Origin of the sequence: Myxococcus qinghaiensis (assembly GCF_024198215.1) — a bacterium.
In the GTDB taxonomy this organism is placed as follows: Bacteria; Myxococcota; Myxococcia; order Myxococcales; family Myxococcaceae; genus Myxococcus; species Myxococcus qinghaiensis.
The window spans coordinates 405,752-423,318 of record NZ_JAKCFA010000001.1 but is presented as its reverse complement, the minus strand read 5'-3'; the positions used below and the strand labels follow the sequence as shown (position 1 = coordinate 423,318).

The following is a 17,567-nucleotide window of genomic DNA, read 5'->3' as shown; positions in this document are numbered from 1 at the left end:
TACAGGCTGCTACGGCTTTCCCCCGCACCGAGACTCGCCGTCAGAGACCCATTCTGTAGTGTGTGCGACAAAGCGCAGCACTATTTATTGGGGTCAGTGCGCTTCTTGATCGTCCGGGCGTGATCGCCTATTGATCCGGCCGCCCGGCCAGCGGCCAGGCAATCTCCCCATCTGGAGTCGGGGCCACCGGCCCCCCACGCAACGCTTCGCGAGTCCACTCCGGAGTCGTCCACGCCTGTCCGCGTGACGTCCCTGGAACCTTCGGAATCTCGCGCCCTTAGCGTTTCGCTAAATTTTGCATTCCAACTCAGAGTGAATCTGGAGGGTGGCGACATGGAGAAGGAGCTGAGTGCGAAGCCCATGGTGAGCGGGAAGGAGCGGCGGGTCGGGCGCGGCAAGGCAAAGGTCGCCGCGACGGGGCTGAGCGTGGAGCGCTACTTCACGACACCTGGGGTGGACCCGGCGGACGAGCTGGCGTGGGAGTACCGCAGCGCGAGCATCACCGGTGAGGACGGCAAGGCGGTCTTCGAGCAGAAGAACATCGAGGTCCCCCGCTCCTGGTCGATGCTGGCGACGAACGTCGTGGCGTCGAAGTATTTCCGCGGCACGCCGGGGACGCCCGAGCGTGAGACGAGCGTGCGCAAGCTGGTGGCGCGCGTGGTGGACACCCTGGCCCGCTGGGGCGTGGAGGGGGGCTACTTCTCCACCGAGGCGGACCGCGAGACGTTCCACGCGGAGCTGACGCACCTGCTCCTGCGACAGAAGGCGTCGTTCAACTCGCCCGTCTGGTTCAACGTGGGCGTGGAGGCGCAGCCGCAGTGTTCGGCGTGCTTCATCAACAGCGTGGATGACTCCATGGAGTCCATCCTCACGCTGGCGCGCACGGAGGGCATGCTCTTCAAGTACGGCAGCGGCACGGGCAGCAACCTGTCCACCATCCGGGGCAGCAAGGAGCTGCTGGCGGGCGGCGGCACCGCGTCCGGGCCGGTGTCGTTCATGCGCGGCTTCGACGCCTTCGCCGGCGTCATCAAGAGCGGCGGCAAGACGCGCCGCGCGGCGAAGATGGTCATCCTCAACGCGGACCACCCGGACGTGCTCGAGTTCATCCGGTGCAAGTCCAACGAGGAGAAGAAGGCCTGGGCGCTCATCGAGGCCGGGTATGACCCGTCGTTCAACGGCGAGGCGTACTCGTCGGTGTTCTTCCAGAACTCGAACAACTCGGTGCGCGTCACCGACGACTTCATGAAGGCCGTCGTCACCGACGGGCCGTGGCAGACGCGCACGGTGCGCGAGGGCCAGCCGCTGGAGACCCTGCGGGCGCGGGACGTGTTCCGCGAAATCGCCGAGGCCGCGCACCTGTGCGGTGACCCGGGGATGCAGTTCGACACGACGGTGAACCACTGGCACACGTGCTCGGGCACGGCGCGCATCAACGCGTCCAACCCCTGCTCGGAGTACATGTTCCTGGACGATTCGGCGTGCAACCTGGCGTCGCTGAACCTGATGCACTTCCGCGACATCGCCGGCGACTTCGACGTGCCCGCCTTCAAGCACGCGGTGGACGTGCTGCTGCTGGCGCAGGAGATCATCGTCGGCTTCTCGCGCTACCCCACCGAGCGCATCGGCAAGAACAGCCACGACTACCGGCCGCTGGGCCTGGGCTTCGCGAACCTGGGCGCGCTGCTGATGGCGTCCGGGCTGCCGTATGACTCCGACGCGGGCCGCAACTACGCGGCGGCCATCACCTCGCTGATGTGCGGCGAGGCGTACGCGATGAGCGCGCGCATGGCGGAGAAGCAGGGCCCGTTCGCCGGCTACGCGAAGAACGCGGAGCCGATGCTGGGCGTCATCCGCAAGCACCGCAAGGCGGCGTACAACGTCCCGTCGCACGGGGTGACGTCGGAGCTGCACGCGGCGCAGAAGGCGGCGTGGGACGCGGCGCTGGCGCTCGGCGAGGTGCACGGCTTCCGCAACAGCCAGGTGACGGTGCTGGCGCCCACGGGGACCATCGGCTTCATGATGGACTGCGACACCACGGGCATCGAGCCCGACATCGCGCTCATCAAGTACAAGAAGCTGGTGGGCGGCGGGATGTTGAAGATCGTCAACCAGACGGTGCCGCAGGCGCTGGAGAAGCTGGGCTATCCGCAGACGCAGGCGCAGGACATCATCAGCGCCCTGGACAAGGCGGACACGATTGAAGGCGCCCCGCATCTGAAGGCCGAGCACCTGTCGGTGTTCGACTGCGCGTTCAAGCCGGCGAACGGCTCGCGCAGCATCCACTGGATGGGCCACATCCAGATGATGGAGGCCTGCCAGCCGTTCCTCTCCGGTGCCATCTCCAAGACGGTGAACATGCCGTCGGACTCCACGGTGGAGGACATCGAGAAGGCCTACATGGAGTCGTGGAAGCGTGGCCTGAAGGCGGTGGCCGTGTACCGCGACGGGTGCAAGCGCACGCAGCCGTTGAACACGTCGAAGGAGACGGTGAAGGACACGCGCAAGGCCCCGGTGGCCGCCGCCGTCGTGGAGCCCGCGGTGAAGCCCGAGCCTCGCGCGGTGCGGCGCCGGCTGCCGGACGAGCGGCGCTCCATCACCCACAAGTTCTCCATCGGCGGCCATGAGGGTTACCTCACGGTGGGCATGTACGAGGACGGGGCGCCGGGCGAGCTGTTCATCGTCATGGCGAAGGAGGGCTCGGTGGTCAGCGGGCTGATGGACAGCTTCGCCACCAGCATCTCCCTGGCGCTCCAGTACGGCGTGCCGCTCAAGGTGATGGTCGACAAGCTGAGCCACACGCGCTTCGAGCCGAGCGGCTTCACGGGCAACCCCGCCATCCCCATCGCCAAGTCCATCACCGACTACATCTTCCGGTGGCTGGAGCTGAAGTTCCTGCCGAACGGGGACGCGGTGGACGACGCCATCCTCGCCCGAGCGGACGCGCCGGCGACGCAGCCCGTGCTGCCCGCGCAGGTGGCCTCGCTGTCGCTCCCCGCGCAGAACACCCGCGCGACGTGGCTCAACCAGGCGGACGCCCCGCCCTGCCACACCTGCGGCGCCATCATGGTGCGCAGCGGCGCCTGCTATAAGTGCGGCAACTGCGGCGCCACCAGCGGCTGCAGCTGAGCACCCGACACGGACCACCGTGGTGACGAGGGCTCCGGAGCCGATGGTTCCGGGGCCCTTGCCGTTTGTGCCTCCCGTGCTCGCGTCAGTCGCGGGTCAGCGTGACATCGTCCACCTGGATATAGGTGTCCGTGCCGGAGGCCCACGTCCCCGCGAACAGCTCCACCGCGTGGTTCGCTCCGGAGTCGAAGCTCACCGAGAGCTGCGTGTAGCTCGACAGGGGCTGGGTGTAGTGGACCTCGGCGAGGATGGGGCCGCCTCTGGGCAGGCGCGCGCCGAAGTAGCCGTCATTGTGCGCGCCGGACGTGCGCACCCAGCCCTTCAGCGTGTAGCGCGTGTGTGGGGTCACTGCGGCTTCCTGTTTGATGGCGTGCCAGCCCTGCGTGCCCCGGGCCCAGGCGTTGTTGGCGCCCGTCCGCGCGAAGCCCGCTCCCCGGTCGATGCCCGCGTTGCCGTCCGCATACCAGGGGGACGTCGCGCTCGTGGAGGACTGCTGCTCGAAGCCCGCGTGCGCGACGAGGTTGGTGCCGCGCTTGAGGCTCACGTCATCGAGTTGAATCCAGGTGTCTCCATCCGCCCAGAGGCCACCGTAGACCTCGACAATGGCGTTGGGGCCGGAGTTGAAGGTGACGACCTGCTCCGTGTACGCGGCCAGCGAGGCGAAGGCGCGCTCGCCCAGGACGGGGCCGTTGCCCGGCCCGCGCGCTCCGAAGAAGCCCGCCGTGTTGTTCGAGGACGTGCGGACCCAGCCTCGCAGCGTGTAGTCGGTGTACGGCTGGACGACGACGCTCTGCTTCAGCGCATTCCAACCGGAGTCGTAGCGCACGAAGCCGTTGTCCTGTCCGGTCCGCGCCTGACCGACGTTGCGGTCCACGCCTGCGTTGCCCACGGGGTACCAGGGCGCTGTCACGGGCGTGGCGGACTGGGTCTCGAAGCCGGGCTCGGAGAGGAGGTTGTCTCCATCCGCGTCCGCCACGAGCGTCGCTCGCATCAGGAAGGTGTTGTACGGCGTCCACTGCGACATGACGAAGTAGAGGCTCGTTGTCGTGTTGCCCCACGGGTGGATGAACGCGTTGTAGAGGCCCGGGAACTGACTGCCGAGGGCGAGAATCTTTTCACCACTCCACGGCCCCACGGGAGTCGGGGCGTCCCGCATGACGGCGGCCTGACGGTGCTCGTTCAGGTACGTCATGAGGAACCGGCCGAGCGCCGCGTTGTACGAGACAGACAGCTCTCCGGCGATGCCAATGGCCACGGGTTGCGCCGAGGCCTGGGACACGGCCCAGCCGTTGCCGTCCCAGTACCGGTAGGCGTTGATGTCCAGGAGCGAGCCCTCGGGCACGCGCGCGAGGTGGACGTTGCCGTAGCGCCCGTTCGGCGTCCCGTACAGGTAGACGAACCCACCGTTCTTGATGAGCGCGGCCATCTGGAAGTTGTTCGTCCACGAGGCGTCGTTCGTCCACCGCGCGCTCGGGTGCTTCACCCACGTCTGGCCGTTGTCGTCCGAGTACGCGAGGCCCGCATGGTTCGTGTACCAGCGGCCGGCTTCGCCCCAGTGGTGGATGGACATGTAGTGGATGAAGTGGCGCGAGCCCACCGTGACGCCCGCCGTGGGGATGACGGTGATTTCGTCGTTGTTGATCTTCCTGGAGGGGAGAATCTCCTTCGCGTGCCGGGCGTAATCCTGGACCATCGACGCGAAGGTGAGGCCATCCGCCAGGTTCGTATCGGAAGAGCGCGCGAGGACATTGCTGCGCCAGCCGGTTCCGCACCCGCCGTTGCCACACCAGCCCGCGCCGAACGTGTCGCCGAAGAGGACGAAGACCTCTCCCCCGCCCTTGTCCCAGACAATGCCGAGGTCCGTCCCATACACCTCGTGATTCACGTGCGTCTGGTTGGGATTGGGGAGGAACTCACCGGCGGGGGTTGCCCCCGTCACTCGGGAGACCTTCGTCACGTTCGTCGGCGTCACGGCTCCAGCGACTCCGGCGTACATCCAGGCCAGGACCCATACGGCTCGGTGCAACGACGACCACACCCGGGGCTGCTCACGATTCATCGTGCGTCTCCGCCTCTCTGGTTCGTCTCGATGCGTTGTTCAGGACCGCCATGCCAGGGAACGCAAGTCCGCCGTCCCGGCGGGCGCATCCAAGCACAGACACGCGGGCCGACAGTCCGTGGCCGACAGGCCCGGTGTCAGGATGAACGCTTCGTCGGGAGTGGCGGGACGACCCGGTGGGAGCGCGAGGCCCGTGGATGACGGACCACGCGCCGCGCCACCGCTCAGCTCAGTCCGCGCGTGACGCAGGGAGACGGTCGTAGACCTCCGAGGCCTTGGCGGACACGCGCGTCAGCTCATCGAGCGTCGTGGTGTCCACGGGCTCGCCACCCGAGTCCGCGATGACGAAGGCCACGGGGCGCCCCCGGGCGCGAATGGGCATGACGAGCAGGCGCGACGAGGGGCCGCCGAGCGCGGAGAAGATGGCCTCGTCCTGGGCGCACGAAGGCGTGTCGAAGCTGCTGGGCCCGAGCTGCCCCAATGAGGACATCAGGAGCGAGGGTGCCTCCAGGTCCACCTTGAGCGCGGAGACCTGGGGGCTGTCGCTTCCCGGTCCCCAGGCATGCCCCACGCGCACGAGCCCGAAGCTCTCGCCGAGCAGGAAGGCCCGCTGGAAGCGTCCGGCGCAGTACGCGAGCAGCACCTTGCCGAGCACGCCCTGCGTTCCCACATCCTCCAGGGCCGTGAGCACCTGCTCCGCCGACACCGCAGGGCCCTCGCTTCCCGTCCCCGTGGGGGCATCCGACGCGGCCAGGAGCGCGGTCAGCGCCTCCGACTGCTCGCGGGCCTGGGGCTGCCAGGGCTGCTGGATGAAGTCCCAGGCGGAGGCGAGGGGCAGCTCACTCGCGGAGGCTCCCGCCGGCGCCGCGCGAGACGCCGTGCCGTCGAGGTCCACCGCGCGGTCATCCCACGTGCTCTCCGCGACATGACCGATGGTGCCGTTGCCATCGGAGCCCTGCCACCCCACGAACTCCCAGGTCGACGCGAGCTGCATGGGCGCGTCATCCGTGGCGGGCAGATCATCGAGTTCGATGGGCGCGCGCCGCGTGGCAGCGGGTCGAGGTGCCGGCTCGGGGGGCACGGGCGTCGTGTACTCGGACGGCCCAGGGATGAGGGCACCCGCGGACTCCGCGTTCGCCGCACGGACCGCGTCCAGTGAGACGACGGTGGCCTCCGTGGGCGCCTGCGCTTCCGTGGCGAGGGGGGACGACGGTCTGGCTTCTTCTGAGACGTCGTCGCGAGCGGTAGAGACGGACTCCGTGCCTCCGGGTGCGCTGGAGTGCTGGAGGTCGGGTGACTCCGAATCCCTGGCGGTGACAGACGGAAGGCTGCTCGCGGAATCGGAGGCCACCGCGGTGGGCGACGTGTCGGAACCGCGCTGAGCCGTGGCTCCAGCGTGTGAAGACGGCTCGCCATGCGACGCGAGCATGGTGCCGGCGGCTTCCAGTTCGAGCGCCTCGCTGACGTCCTCGTCAGCCGTGAGGCCCTTCGGCTGAGGGGTTGCGTCCGACGTGGTGGGCTCGTGCTGTTCGTGGGCACGACCTGTGTGACTCGACGCGGACCTCACGAGCTTCCAGGGCTCACCTTCGTTCGTGGAACTGGAGCCTTGCGCGTCGTGAGTGGAGTCCGCTGAATCCGTGGGACTGGCATCAAGCGTCGAAGCGAATTCGGCGCTCAGGTCCAGGTAGGCGACGGTCGTCGACTCCGTGGCGGAGGTGGGCTGCTCGCTCGTTGGGGACGGATTCACGTCGGACGATTCCGCCGTGCCCAACGAGTCCGTGGACGTCGCGCCTCGTGGACTTGATTGAAGCAGTCCCTCGCCCTGCTCCACTGACAACGGTGGTCCTGCGTGCGCGGACGCTGGCTCTGTAGAGGTGCCTGGGTCCTGAGCCTCGGGCGCTGCGACTTCGGATGCCGCTCCTTCTGGAGACGCTTGAGGAGCAACGTGCGCGCTGTCGGTCGAGGTCCCTGCTGTCCCGGACGAGACGTGCTCGCTGGTGTCTTCCGTCAACGCGCCAAGCTCGACGGTCGCGGTCTGGGATGGCGGCGCTTCGCTCGAAGCAATCAGCAGCGTGGTGGGCTCTTCGGATGCGGCACTTGTGGTCGTGCTGGCGTCGACCGTCTCGACCTTGGAGACCAGGACGTCACTTGACGGAGTGGTCTCGGAGGAGTCCACACCGCGCGTTGACGCTGTCTCGGAGCTGGTGACTTTGGTTGAGCTCGCATCTGTCGCGAGGGGAACCTCGGCGGCGAGCAAACCGGCCGGAGAGAGTGTCTCACTCTCGACCGACGTGACCGCGGTTGCCTCATGAGCCAGCGCGGGACTCAGGACTTCTGGATTCGCGACCACCGCGCGCTGCTCGACAGCCGTCGCGGATGCAGTCGAAACGGGCTGCTCGAACGCAGCGCCCCCGTGCACCTCTTCTGGCAGCCCGGCAGCACCTTCGGGTGCGAGACCCTCACGGCCATCCGACGACACGGACGATTCAGCCGCGACAACTGGGGCAGGACCTTCGGTCGTGACAGGCACTGACGCGGCATCGAGCAGAGTTCCTTCGCTCGCGAGGCGCCACGGAGAGGGCGCGTCCGTCACGTCTTCAGTCGAGGCAACCATCGCGACATCGACATCGGGCGCGCCGGCCTCGCTGGCGATGTTTCCTGGCGTCGCAGCCTCCTCACGCGCTGAAATCCCCAGCGAGGAGACCTCGGCCCCAATCGGTTCACGGATGATGCTCCACATTGGGGACGGGGGCTTCGCTTCTTCGCGCGAAGCAACCACCGACGCGTCGGCATCAACCGAATCCGCTTCATTCGCGATGCTCCACGACGCGGACGCTTTCTTCACGGCTTCACGCGCGACAACCGCCAGCGCATCGAGTTCAGCCGCACTCGTTTCACGGGTGATGCTCCACGACGTCGACGTGGGCTTGTTCTCCTCACGAGGCGCAACCGAGGAGGCAGCGACCTCGGGCGCTCCCACTTCGCTCTCGATGCTCCATGACGCTGATGCTTCCGTCGTCACGCCCGCTTCACTGCCTTCACGCTCGGAGACAACCGCGGCGGCGGCAGCGAATGAGCTTCCCTCACTCAGCGCGCTCCAAGACCCGGGCGCATCCGTCACTCGGCCTTCGCGCGTTCCGGCAAGGCCGTTGTCCGAGACAGAGGGCGACGGAAGGCCGACATCTCCTTCACCCGCGACGTGTGGGAAGCCGGACGTCGTGTCCTCCATCCGAGGAACAGACTCCGTTGCCAATCGCGATTCGCCAGGCCGCTCGGCATCGAGCGGAGCCCGCTCACCAGGGGACTCTGGAGTGACGACGTCGGTCCCGCGCGGGGGCGTCGGTGCCGAGTTGGGTTGAGCCACCACTGCAGGGGGCGCTCCCACGGAAGGAGGCACGCCCTTCGGCGCCATGCCCGGCGGCTGAAAACCAGCGCCTCCAGGCGGAGGCACGGACGGAACGGCTCCCGCTGGCATGTGCGGTGGAACGCCAGCCTGCGGCGGACGCTGGTTGCCCGGAGGTGGCGGCCCCATGGGACCACTCCCCGCCAAGGCCGGTCGCCCTCCCGCTGCCACACTCGGCCCAGGAGGTCCTCCTTGAGGACCCGGCGCCACGGGAAGGCCCGTTCCCGAAGGAGGCCTCGCTCCCGCCATTCCTGGAGGCACCGCGCCAGGGGCACCCGACACCGCGGGCATCCCCGAGCTCGAAGGCCGTGCGCCCGGCGGAACCGAGCCTTGCGGTCCTGGCCCCGCGAGAGGTCGCACCATCCCCGGAGGAACAGGTCCCTGCGGACCTGACACCGAGGGAATCGTTCCCGCGCTCGACGGAGGCCGTGCTCCCATCATCCCTGGCGGCACAGGACCTTGCGGTCCCGATGCCATCGGACCACCCACGCCGACAGCACCCGGTGCCCCCGGTATGCCCGTGCTCGACGGAGGCCGTGCACCCGTCAGGCCCGGCGGAACCTGCGCGCCAACCGGTCCTGGAGGCCCACCAGGAACACCAGTCGGAGGACGTGCCCCCGCCATCCCTGGCGGCACCTGGCCTTGCCCCAAAGGAGCACCCGCGCCAGCAGGCCCCGGAGGGCCCTGCACCGACGGCGTCCCCGCGCTCGACGGAGGCCGTGCGCCGATCATCCCCGGCGGCACGGGGCCTTGCGGACCCGACACACCGGGAGCGCTAGCGGGCACCGGTGCTGGTGGTATCCCCGCGCTCGATGGAGGCCGTGCTCCCATCATCCCTGGCGGCACGGGCCCTTGAGGCCCAGGCGTCCCGGGGGCACCAGCAGGCCCCTGCACCGGCGGCATCCCCGCGCTCGACGGAGGCCGTGCTCCCGCCATTCCCGGTGGAACCGTCCCCTGCACCGGGGAAAGGCCAGCACTGGAAGGCCGCGTACTCGCCATTCCGGGCGGCACGGGTCCCGCGATAGCAGGAGTCCCCGTGGCCGACGGTGGACGAGCAGCCGGAGGCATCATTCCCTGGAGCCCCGGAGCCGACGCCATGGCTGCTCCTGGAGGAGGCCGAGCACCCGGGCCTTGCGGCACCGAGGGCAACCCCGTCCCCGAAGGAGGCCTGCCACCAGGGCCGACCATCCCCGGAGGCACCGCGCCCGACATGGACACAGCCTGCTCGGAGAACTGTCCAGGCCGAACGGCCCCGGCATTCGCGGGGACACCTGACGGCGCTCCAGACGCACCCGAAGCCCCCGCCACCGACGCATCACCGACGCCAGGCCGCGACGCCCCTGGCCCACCCGGAGCCCCCATGACCAGCGCATCACCGACGCCAGGCCGAACCGCCCCAGCCAGACCCGGTGGCCCCACGACCGACGGAGGAGGCCTCGCCCCAGCACTTCCAGGCGGAGGCGGCGCTCCACCACCCGCCCCTGGCGCCCGATTCAACCCAGGCGGCTGGTGCGGAGACCACTGCCCTCCCGACTGCCGCGTCACCATTCCGGGCGGCTGCGATGGACTCGCGCCAGCCCCGTCCGCCACCGAAGCGCCCTGCCCCGCGAACACCGGACTGCGCGGCGCGGGAGGCTCCACCACCTCCTCCATGACGCCCTCGAGCACCTCCTCGGTGTCCACCAACTCCAGCTCCTCGGTGGGGTCGATCTCCTCCGCCGCCTCGAACTCCTCCTCGGGTTCAATCTCCTCCGGAGCCTCCAGCGAGGGAGACATCACGGGCGGCGCCAACCGAGGCGGCTGCGTCGGCGCGAGCCGGGGTGGCCCCTCCTGTCGCGCCATCCCCCGCGCCGCGTCCACGGAGACGAGCTGCGGTGGCCCCGCGGGCCTCGCCGCCCCCGCGGGCGCCAGCACCGGAGGCCCCGCCTCGGGCCCAGCGCTCCCACGAGGCTCCAACCCGTCGCCCGGATTCTCCGCCACGGGTGCGCTCGACGCGCTCCACTGCACGTCCTCCGCCGCCACGTCCTCGGCGTCGTCGCTCAGGAACTGTCCGGGCGCCAGCCCTCCGAAGATTCCCTCCGTGCCCGGTTCCGCGCGCACGGGCGCCGGAGGCGGAGCCACGTCGGGCAGCGGAACCATCACTCGCGCCGGTGCCTGAGGAGCCGCCGCGCCCCGAGGCTGCGCCGCGCGCCGCGCCATGCCCATGCTCATGGAGCGCGACTCGCGCCGGATGCCGTAGCGCTGCGCCTGGTATTGGAACAGCCGCAGCTCGGGAGTGATGTGCGGGAGGATTCGCAGGCCCGTGATGAACCCCAGCGCGTCCGTGTGCTGGATTTCGAAGGGGCTCGACATCGCCACCTTCAGCCGGCGCCCCTCCTGGGCCAGCGGGAAGGCCAGGTGCTTCTCCGCGAGCGCCGCCGGCAGCAACGTCAGCGTCGCGTCGGTGACGGCCTCGAAGTCGGCCTCCTGGGCCACCGGGTAGCGCGTCTGCTCCCCCAGCACCATCGCCAGCGTGTCGATGTCCAGGAACTCCAGCTCGACGAGGATGGAGCCCAGCCGCCCACCGTAGATGAGCTGGGCCTTCAGGGCCTCGTCGACCTGCGCCTGCGTGAGGAGGCCCTTGCGGACCAGAATCGCTCCGAGCTTTTCCGCCATGCCCCCCGGAGTCTAGACGGCTTCGCCCCCACTCGGGGCCGACTCCCCGCCTCTCCTTGCGTCATTTCGGCCGCTCCCCCTGCCGGCTCGCACACAACCCGGCGGCAACAATCGCGCTCCGTGTGAAATCAGACGGGCCTCCCGCCGGCCGCCCTCCCCGCGAGGCGGTGTCCTTTCCGCATCCCAAACCCTTCCCCATCCCAAACGCCACCCGCCCCACACATCCCCCTCGCTCCTGCAACCGGGTTAACAACAGCGACGAGGGGCCCCCGGGGAGGGTCGGTATAACCAGCGGTGCAGCTTCAGCTGCGAAGCCCCATTCCCGCAGGAGAACAGATGAAACGAATCCAGCTCGCAGGCCTCGTCGTCGCGCTGATATCCGGCGTGCCGACCGCGCTGGCCTCGGCACCCGTGTGCGAGGTGGCGGCATCCCCCGCCTCCCAGCGCGCCACGAAGGTCGGAGAGGACGTGCACCGGCGCTTCGAGTCGGCGCACCCCTATGCCTCGACCTCACTGCGTGCGCGGAGCGGGCCGCTCCACACCGACGTCATCACCCACGAGGGAGCCGCGTACATCGCCGCGCACTTCGAGCGGCTGGAACTGGAGGAAGGAGACTTCGTCGTGGTGCGCTCGCCGGATGGCACGCGCTCCAGGCGGTATGACGGCACGTACCCGGGGGCGCGCGACGGCTTCTGGGCCATGCACATCCCCGGTGACACGGCCATCATCGAGCTGCACAGCCAGGACTCCTCGGAGCGCCGGGGCATCCTGAACCGGCACGGCTACACCATCGACCGCTTCGCGCGCGGCTACACCAACGCGGAGAAGGGCTTCACGTCCGAGCTGGACAAGGCCTTGTGTGGTCCGGACGACTCCCGCTGGGCGCCCTGCTACGCCACCAGCGAGCCGACCGTCTACGGCCGCGCCCGTCCCGTGGCGCGCCTGCTCATCGGCGGCTCCAGCGCGTGCACCGGCTGGCTGGTGGGCAGCCAGGGCCACGTGCTCACGAACCAGCACTGCATCGGCACCGCCAGCGATGCGCAGAACACCGACTTCGAGTTCATGGCCGAGGGCGCCACCTGTGCCACGAGCTGCGGGAGCTGGTTCGGCTGTCCGGGCCACGTCATCTCCGGCGGCACGCTGGTCCAGGCGGACGCGCCTCGCGACTACGCGCTGGTGCGGCTCGCCGTGAATCCCACGCGCAGCTTCGGCTATCTCCAGCTGCGCGGCGCGGGCGCGGTGGTGAACGAGCGCATCTACGTCCCCCAGCACCCGGCGGGCTACGGCAAGATGATCGCCGTCACCTCGACGGACTCCCACGACGAGTCCGGCTTCGCGGAGGTCTACAGCCTGAACGAGGCGGCCTGCCAATCCGGCGGCCCCAATGACGTGGGCTACTACGCGGACACGCAGGGCGGCTCCTCGGGCTCGCCGGTGGTCGGCTACTCGGACCACCTGGTCGTCTCGCTGCACCACTGCGCCAACTGCCCCAACCGGGGCGTGCCCATCCAGGCCGTCGTCAGCCACCTGGGCGCGCTCATGCCCACGTGCGCGCTCCCCACCGCCGGGTGCCCCGACCCCAACGGCAACGGCGAGCCGCCCCCTGAGGAGCCTCCTCCGCCGGCCAACTCCTTCACGTACACCGCCACCAACACCAACAGCGCGCAGCAGAACACCACTCAAAAGAGGCTGACCCTCACCGCCGGCCAGCAGCTCACCGTGGCCACCTGTGGCCTGACGGGCGCCAAGACGTCCGGGGACACGTACCTGCGTCTCTTCAATCCCTCGGGCGCCTCCGTCGCCGCCAACGACGACGCGTGCGGAGGACGAGGCTCCAGCATCACCTTCACCGCCACCACCGCGGGCGAGTACGAGGTGCGCGCCGGCTGCTACTCGAGCGGAAGCTGCGGCGGCACCGTCGTCTGGGAGCTCTCCGGACTGCCGCCACCGCCCGCGAAGTCAGGCTCGTTCCCCTTCAGCGGGAGCAACACCAACCACGCCCAGCAGGCGACCACCAACCGCGACATCGCCGTCACCGCGGGTCAGGTCCTCACCGTGGGCACCTGCGGCGCCGCGGGGGCGACCTTCACCGGAGACACGTACCTGCGCCTCTTCACCGGCGCCACCCAGTCCGCGGCGAATGACGACGCGTGCGGCGGACGGGGCTCCAGCATGAGCTTCACCGCCACCACGTCCGGCACCGTGCAGGTTCGCGCCGGCTGCTACAGCAATACGACGTGCACCGGCACCGTCGTCTGGAACCTCCAGTAGCGGCCGCGTTCCACTTCGCGTCGGGCCCACGGAAAACCGTGCCGGACACGAGGCCTGGGCCACGGAAATCCGTGGCCCGGGCACGCCAGCCCGCTCAGTAGGCGTTCTTCGACAGGAAGCCGCCCAGCGCGGTGCGCACGAGAATCTTCAGGTCCATGAAGAGCGACCAGTTCTCGATGTAGTACAGGTCGTACTCGATGCGCTTCTCGATGCACGTCTGACCGCGCAGGCCGTTGATCTGCGCCCAGCCGGTGATGCCCGCCTTCACCTTGTGCCGCAGGTGGTAGCGCGGAATCTGCCGCTTGAACTCCTCGATGAAGACGGGGCGCTCGGGGCGCGGGCCCACGAGGCTCATGTCGCCCGTCAGCACGTTGAAGAACTGCGGCAGCTCGTCCAGCGAGTACTTGCGCAGCACGGTGCCGATGACGGTGCGGCGCGGGTCGTCCTTGCGCGCCATCATCGCGCCGGAGTGCTCCGCGTCCACGCGCATGGTGCGGAACTTGAGGATGTGGAAGGTGCGGCCATCCATCCCCATGCGCTCCTGTCGGTACAAGAGCGGCCCGCGGCTGGACAGCCTCACCGCCAGCGCCGTGGCCGCCATGAGCGGCGCGGTGACGAGGATGGCGAGCAGCGAGAAGAGGATGTCGAAGGCGCGCTTGGAGACCCGGCTCCAGCCCTCCATCGGGTCGCCCTGGAGGCGGATGATGGGCAGGCCACCGAACTCCTCCAGCCCGCCGTACAGGGTGATGTACTGGTACAGGTCCGGCACCACCCTGACGTCCACCGTGCGCAGCGCCAGCTGCTCCATCAGCCGCTTCACGTGCGCCTGATCCTGCAGCGGCAGCGCGAGGATGACCTGGTCCACCGGCTGCGCGTCCAGCACGCGCTCCACGTCGTCCACGTGGCCGATGATGCGCACCCCGCTGACGTACTGGCCCACCTTCTCCGGCCGCAGCGACAAGAGGCCCGTCACGCGGAAGCCCAGTTCCCGATGGCCCTCCACCGTCTCCACGACGCGCTGGCCCAGCTCTCCCGCGCCGATGACGAGGATGGACTTGAGGTTGTGCCCCCGGCGACGAATCTCACTGAGCACGTAGCGGAACGCCAGCCGGCTGCACGTCACCAGCACGAAGGCATAGACGACGAAGATGACCAGCGTGAGGCGCGAGTACCGCTCGCGCGCGAAGTACGTGGCCGCGACGAGGATGAGCGTCGCGGTGATGGTGGACTTGAAGACCTCGAACACCTCACCCGTGTTCGTCCGGGAGCGGTTCGTGGCGTACAGCCGCGACTGCTTGAAGGCCGCCGGGAAGATGACGAGCACCATCAGCAGCGAGACGAGCGAGTCCTCCCAGGGCGGGATTCCCTCCGTGACGGGGACGATGCCGGAGAACCGCGTGACGTACGCCAAGGCGAACGCCACAGCGAGCATCACCATGTCCGCGAAGACTTTGATGGACGTGTAGAAGCGCTGGAGACGACTGAACACGCCTGGACTCCTGTAACCTGGTCAACGGGGCGCCACCCCTTTGCAAGACTCGCACCCCGGTACAACGAGCACGCGTCCCGCCCGACTCCCTCTGACTCGCTGGCGTACTAACACGGAAAATCCCGTGAAACCAATGAGTTACCCCTGCCCCAGGGGGACAGTGACGGGAGATGGACAGGGCGTGGCGATGAAAGACCGGGCCCGGGATGACAGCGGCGTCACACCGCCGTGGCGAGACGTGGGGATTTCCTCGACACCCTGAGGACGGACTCCACTTCGGACAACATGGCGCGCTGGAAGACAGCCCGTCCGAAGCGCTCGGCCTGCGAGCGGGCATCCTCCGGATTGAAGCCGACCTCCCACGTCTCGAAGCGCCGCACGGCGTCCATGAGCGCGGCAGGTGTTTGTTCTGAAAAGAACAGTCCCGTGCGGCTGTTCACCGTCTCCAGCGCCCCGCCCCTTCCGAAGGCGATGACGGGGCGGCCGGTGGCCTGGGCCTCCAGCGGCGTGATTCCGAAGTCCTCCTCGGGCGTGAAGATGAGCGCGCGGGCATCCCGGTACAGGGACGGCAGGGCGTCGTCGGAGACGTTGCCGAGGAAGCGCACGTGCGGCGAGGGAGCCACCGACGCGAGGCGCGCGGCCTCCTGGCCCGTGCCCACCACCCACAGCGGAGCGCCCAGCGCGCGGAACGCCTCCAGCGCGATGTCCAGGCGCTTGTAGGGGGCGAAGGCGCCGAGCCACAGGAAGTAGCCGCCCTGCCCTCCGCCCTCCAGGGGCAGCCGGGTGAAGCGCTCCAGGTCCACGGGGGGATGGACCACGGTGGCGCCGCGGCCCCAGAAGCGCTGGAGCTTGCCGGCGACGTGGTGGCTGTTGGCGACGAAGTGGTCCACGCGCTGCGCCGAGGCGCGGTCCCACCGCTGGAGCCAGGGACGCACGGCGTGGGCCGCGACGCGCACCGGCAGCCGGGAGCGCCCGGGGCCGAAGTAGTCGTCGAACAAGTCCCACATGTACCGCATGGGCGCGTGCACGTAGCTCAGGTGCGGCACCCCCGACGGCACGGGCAGGCCCTTGGCCACGCAGTGGCTGGAGGAGAGCACGACGTCGTAGTCGCCCTGGAGGCGCAGCGCTTCAATGGCCCGGGGCATCAGGGGCAGGAAGTGCCGGTAGCGCTCGTGGATGCCCGGAATCCGCTGGAGGAAGGACGTGAAGATGCGGCGGGATTCGATGGCCGGGGACTGGCTGCCGGGCCGGTGGATGAGCGTGTAGATGTCCGCGTCGGGCAGCGCTTCGCAGAGCGCGTCGAGCACACGCTCCCCCCCGCGGTGGGTGACGAGCCAGTCGTGGACCAGGGCGACCTTCACGATGCCGGCCTTCTAGCATCGGCCGTGCCTCCTGCCGACAGCGATACGAAGCGGGTGCCTGCCCGCCCCCATGAAGGCCGCGCGTGTGGTACGCCGGAGGCGTGGCTCATGTCCTCCTCGACCTGCGCATGGTGCGCGGCCGGCTTCACGGGATTGCCCGCTATGCGCTCGAGCTGGCGCGGCGAGTCCCCGCGCTCGCTCCGGACCTGCGCTTCTCCGCGCTGGTGCCCCCCGAGGGCCTGCCTTCGGACCTGGGAGCGCTCGCGCCTCGCCTGCCCATGCACCGCGCGCTCGCGGGGTTCCTGTCCCCCGTGGAGCAGCCCGCGCTGGCGGCGGACCTGGCGCGGCTGTCGCCCGACGTCTTCCACGCCACGTCGTTCGCCCTGCCCCTGTTCTGGAGCGGCCCGCTGGTGGCCACGCTGCATGACGCCAACCACGTGGCGCTTTCGCACCAGTACTCGCCCGCGCAGAGCCTGTACTACCGCGTGGTGGTGGGGCCTCGCGCCCGGCGGGCCTCCGCGCTGGTGACGGTGTCCGAGTTCTCCCGCGAGGAGCTGGCGAAGCACCTCAAGCTGTCGCCCTACCGGCTGCAGGTGATTCCCAATGGCGTGGACTCGCGCTTCCAGCCGCCCTCGGCCGCGGAGGCCCGCGAGTTCCGGGAGCGCCAGGAGCTGCCCGCGCGCTACGTGGCGGCGGTGGGCAACGCGAAGCCCTTCAAGAACCTGGAGCTCTTGCGGCACTTCGCCGCGGACCTGCCGGTGCCCATCGTCCTGCTCGCGGGCAAGGGCGCGGTGGCGCACGAGCTGGGGCTGCACGAGAACGTGATTGATTTGGAGGAGCTGCCCGAGTCGGAGATGGCGCTCTTCTACGGCGCGGCGGCGGCGCTGCTCCTGCCGTCGAAGTACGAGGGCTTCGGGCTGCCCGCGCTGGAGGCGATGGCGGCGGGCTGTCCCGTGCTGGCCGCGGACGCGACGGCGCTCCCGGAAGTGGTGGGCGGCGCGGCGCTGAGGCTCCCACCGGACGACGCGGTGGCCTGGCGAGAGGCGACGCTGCGGGTGCTTCGGGACGACGGCCTGCGCACGGAGCTGGTGGAGCTGGGCCGGGAGCGCGCCGCGCGCTTCACCTGGGACGAGTGCGCGCGCAAGACGGTCGCCGTGTACCGCCGCGTGCTCGAGTCGCGCCCGCTGCCTCCTCGCTGAACCG

At 69.5% G+C, this 17,567-nt stretch carries 9 protein-coding genes and 1 pseudogene; 5 read left to right on the top strand and 5 right to left on the bottom strand.

Translation table 11 applies throughout. The annotated features are described in order from the left end of the window. The first annotated feature begins 333 nt into the window (after positions 1–333). A complete protein-coding gene (locus LZ199_RS01700; RefSeq protein WP_253991868.1) occupies positions 334–3,126 on the top strand; it encodes a vitamin B12-dependent ribonucleotide reductase in 2,793 nt (930 codons plus the stop codon). Positions 3,127–3,211: 85 nt separating this feature from the next. On the opposite strand, the gene LZ199_RS01695 is transcribed toward LZ199_RS01700, so the two are convergent. Both LZ199_RS01695 and LZ199_RS01690 read right to left on the bottom strand, forming a co-directional pair. Continuing rightward, positions 3,212–5,098 carry a DUF4185 domain-containing protein gene (locus LZ199_RS01695; protein ID WP_253991867.1) on the bottom strand — a complete coding sequence of 629 codons (1,887 nt, stop codon included), beginning with the start codon at positions 5,096–5,098 and terminating at the stop codon, positions 3,212–3,214. A 316-nt stretch (positions 5,099–5,414) separates the two neighbouring features. Then, positions 5,415–6,932, bottom strand: a complete 1,518-nt coding sequence (locus tag LZ199_RS01690) for a general secretion pathway protein GspE (RefSeq protein WP_253991866.1) — start codon at positions 6,930–6,932, stop codon at positions 5,415–5,417. Between the two features lie 561 nt (positions 6,933–7,493). Between LZ199_RS01690 and LZ199_RS01685 the strand changes: the two genes are divergently transcribed. Next, positions 7,494–7,718, top strand: coding sequence for a hypothetical protein (locus LZ199_RS01685; protein ID WP_253991865.1), 225 nt, complete (start codon positions 7,494–7,496; stop codon positions 7,716–7,718). A 2,521-nt stretch (positions 7,719–10,239) separates the two neighbouring features. Further along, the gene (locus LZ199_RS01680) at positions 10,240–10,746 is read left to right on the top strand and encodes a hypothetical protein (protein WP_253991864.1); all 507 of its coding nucleotides are present in this window, start codon (positions 10,240–10,242) and stop codon (positions 10,744–10,746) included. 125 nt (positions 10,747–10,871) lie between these two features. On the opposite strand, the pseudogene LZ199_RS46915 reads toward LZ199_RS01680, so the two are convergent. Then, positions 10,872–11,093 (bottom strand): annotated as a pseudogene (locus LZ199_RS46915) (GspE/PulE/PilB domain-containing protein); the annotation flags it as partial. 486 nt (positions 11,094–11,579) lie between these two features. On the opposite strand from LZ199_RS46915, the gene LZ199_RS01670 reads away from it, so the two are divergent. Continuing rightward, entirely contained in the window at positions 11,580–13,514 is a 1,935-nt protein-coding gene (locus tag LZ199_RS01670) for a serine protease (protein ID WP_253991862.1), read from the top strand. Between the two features lie 94 nt (positions 13,515–13,608). Here LZ199_RS01670 and LZ199_RS01665 read toward each other — a convergent pair whose 3' ends face one another. Then, complete coding sequence (locus LZ199_RS01665) at positions 13,609–15,003, bottom strand: undecaprenyl-phosphate glucose phosphotransferase (protein ID WP_253991861.1); 1,395 nt, start codon at positions 15,001–15,003, stop codon at positions 13,609–13,611. Between the two features lie 218 nt (positions 15,004–15,221). Continuing rightward, complete coding sequence (locus LZ199_RS01660; protein WP_253991860.1) at positions 15,222–16,364, bottom strand: glycosyltransferase; 1,143 nt, start codon at positions 16,362–16,364, stop codon at positions 15,222–15,224. 83 nt (positions 16,365–16,447) lie between these two features. Here LZ199_RS01660 and LZ199_RS01655 point away from each other — a divergent pair, with 83 nt between their 5' ends. Further along, positions 16,448–17,563, top strand: coding sequence for a glycosyltransferase family 4 protein (locus tag LZ199_RS01655; RefSeq protein ID WP_253991859.1), 1,116 nt, complete (start codon positions 16,448–16,450; stop codon positions 17,561–17,563). Positions 17,564–17,567: the final 4 nt, after the last annotated feature.

What these genes read in the sequence shown, in the direction of transcription:
- LZ199_RS01670 (WP_253991862.1), top strand. Translation starts at nt 11,580, where the DNA reads ATGAAACGAATCCAGCTCGCAGGCCTCGTCGTCGCGCTGATATCCGGC.
- LZ199_RS01700 (WP_253991868.1), top strand. Translation starts at nt 334, where the DNA reads ATGGAGAAGGAGCTGAGTGCGAAGCCCATGGTGAGCGGGAAGGAGCGG.
- LZ199_RS01685 (WP_253991865.1), top strand. Translation starts at nt 7,494, where the DNA reads ATGAGCCAGCGCGGGACTCAGGACTTCTGGATTCGCGACCACCGCGCG.
- LZ199_RS01680 (WP_253991864.1), top strand. Translation starts at nt 10,240, where the DNA reads ATGACGCCCTCGAGCACCTCCTCGGTGTCCACCAACTCCAGCTCCTCG.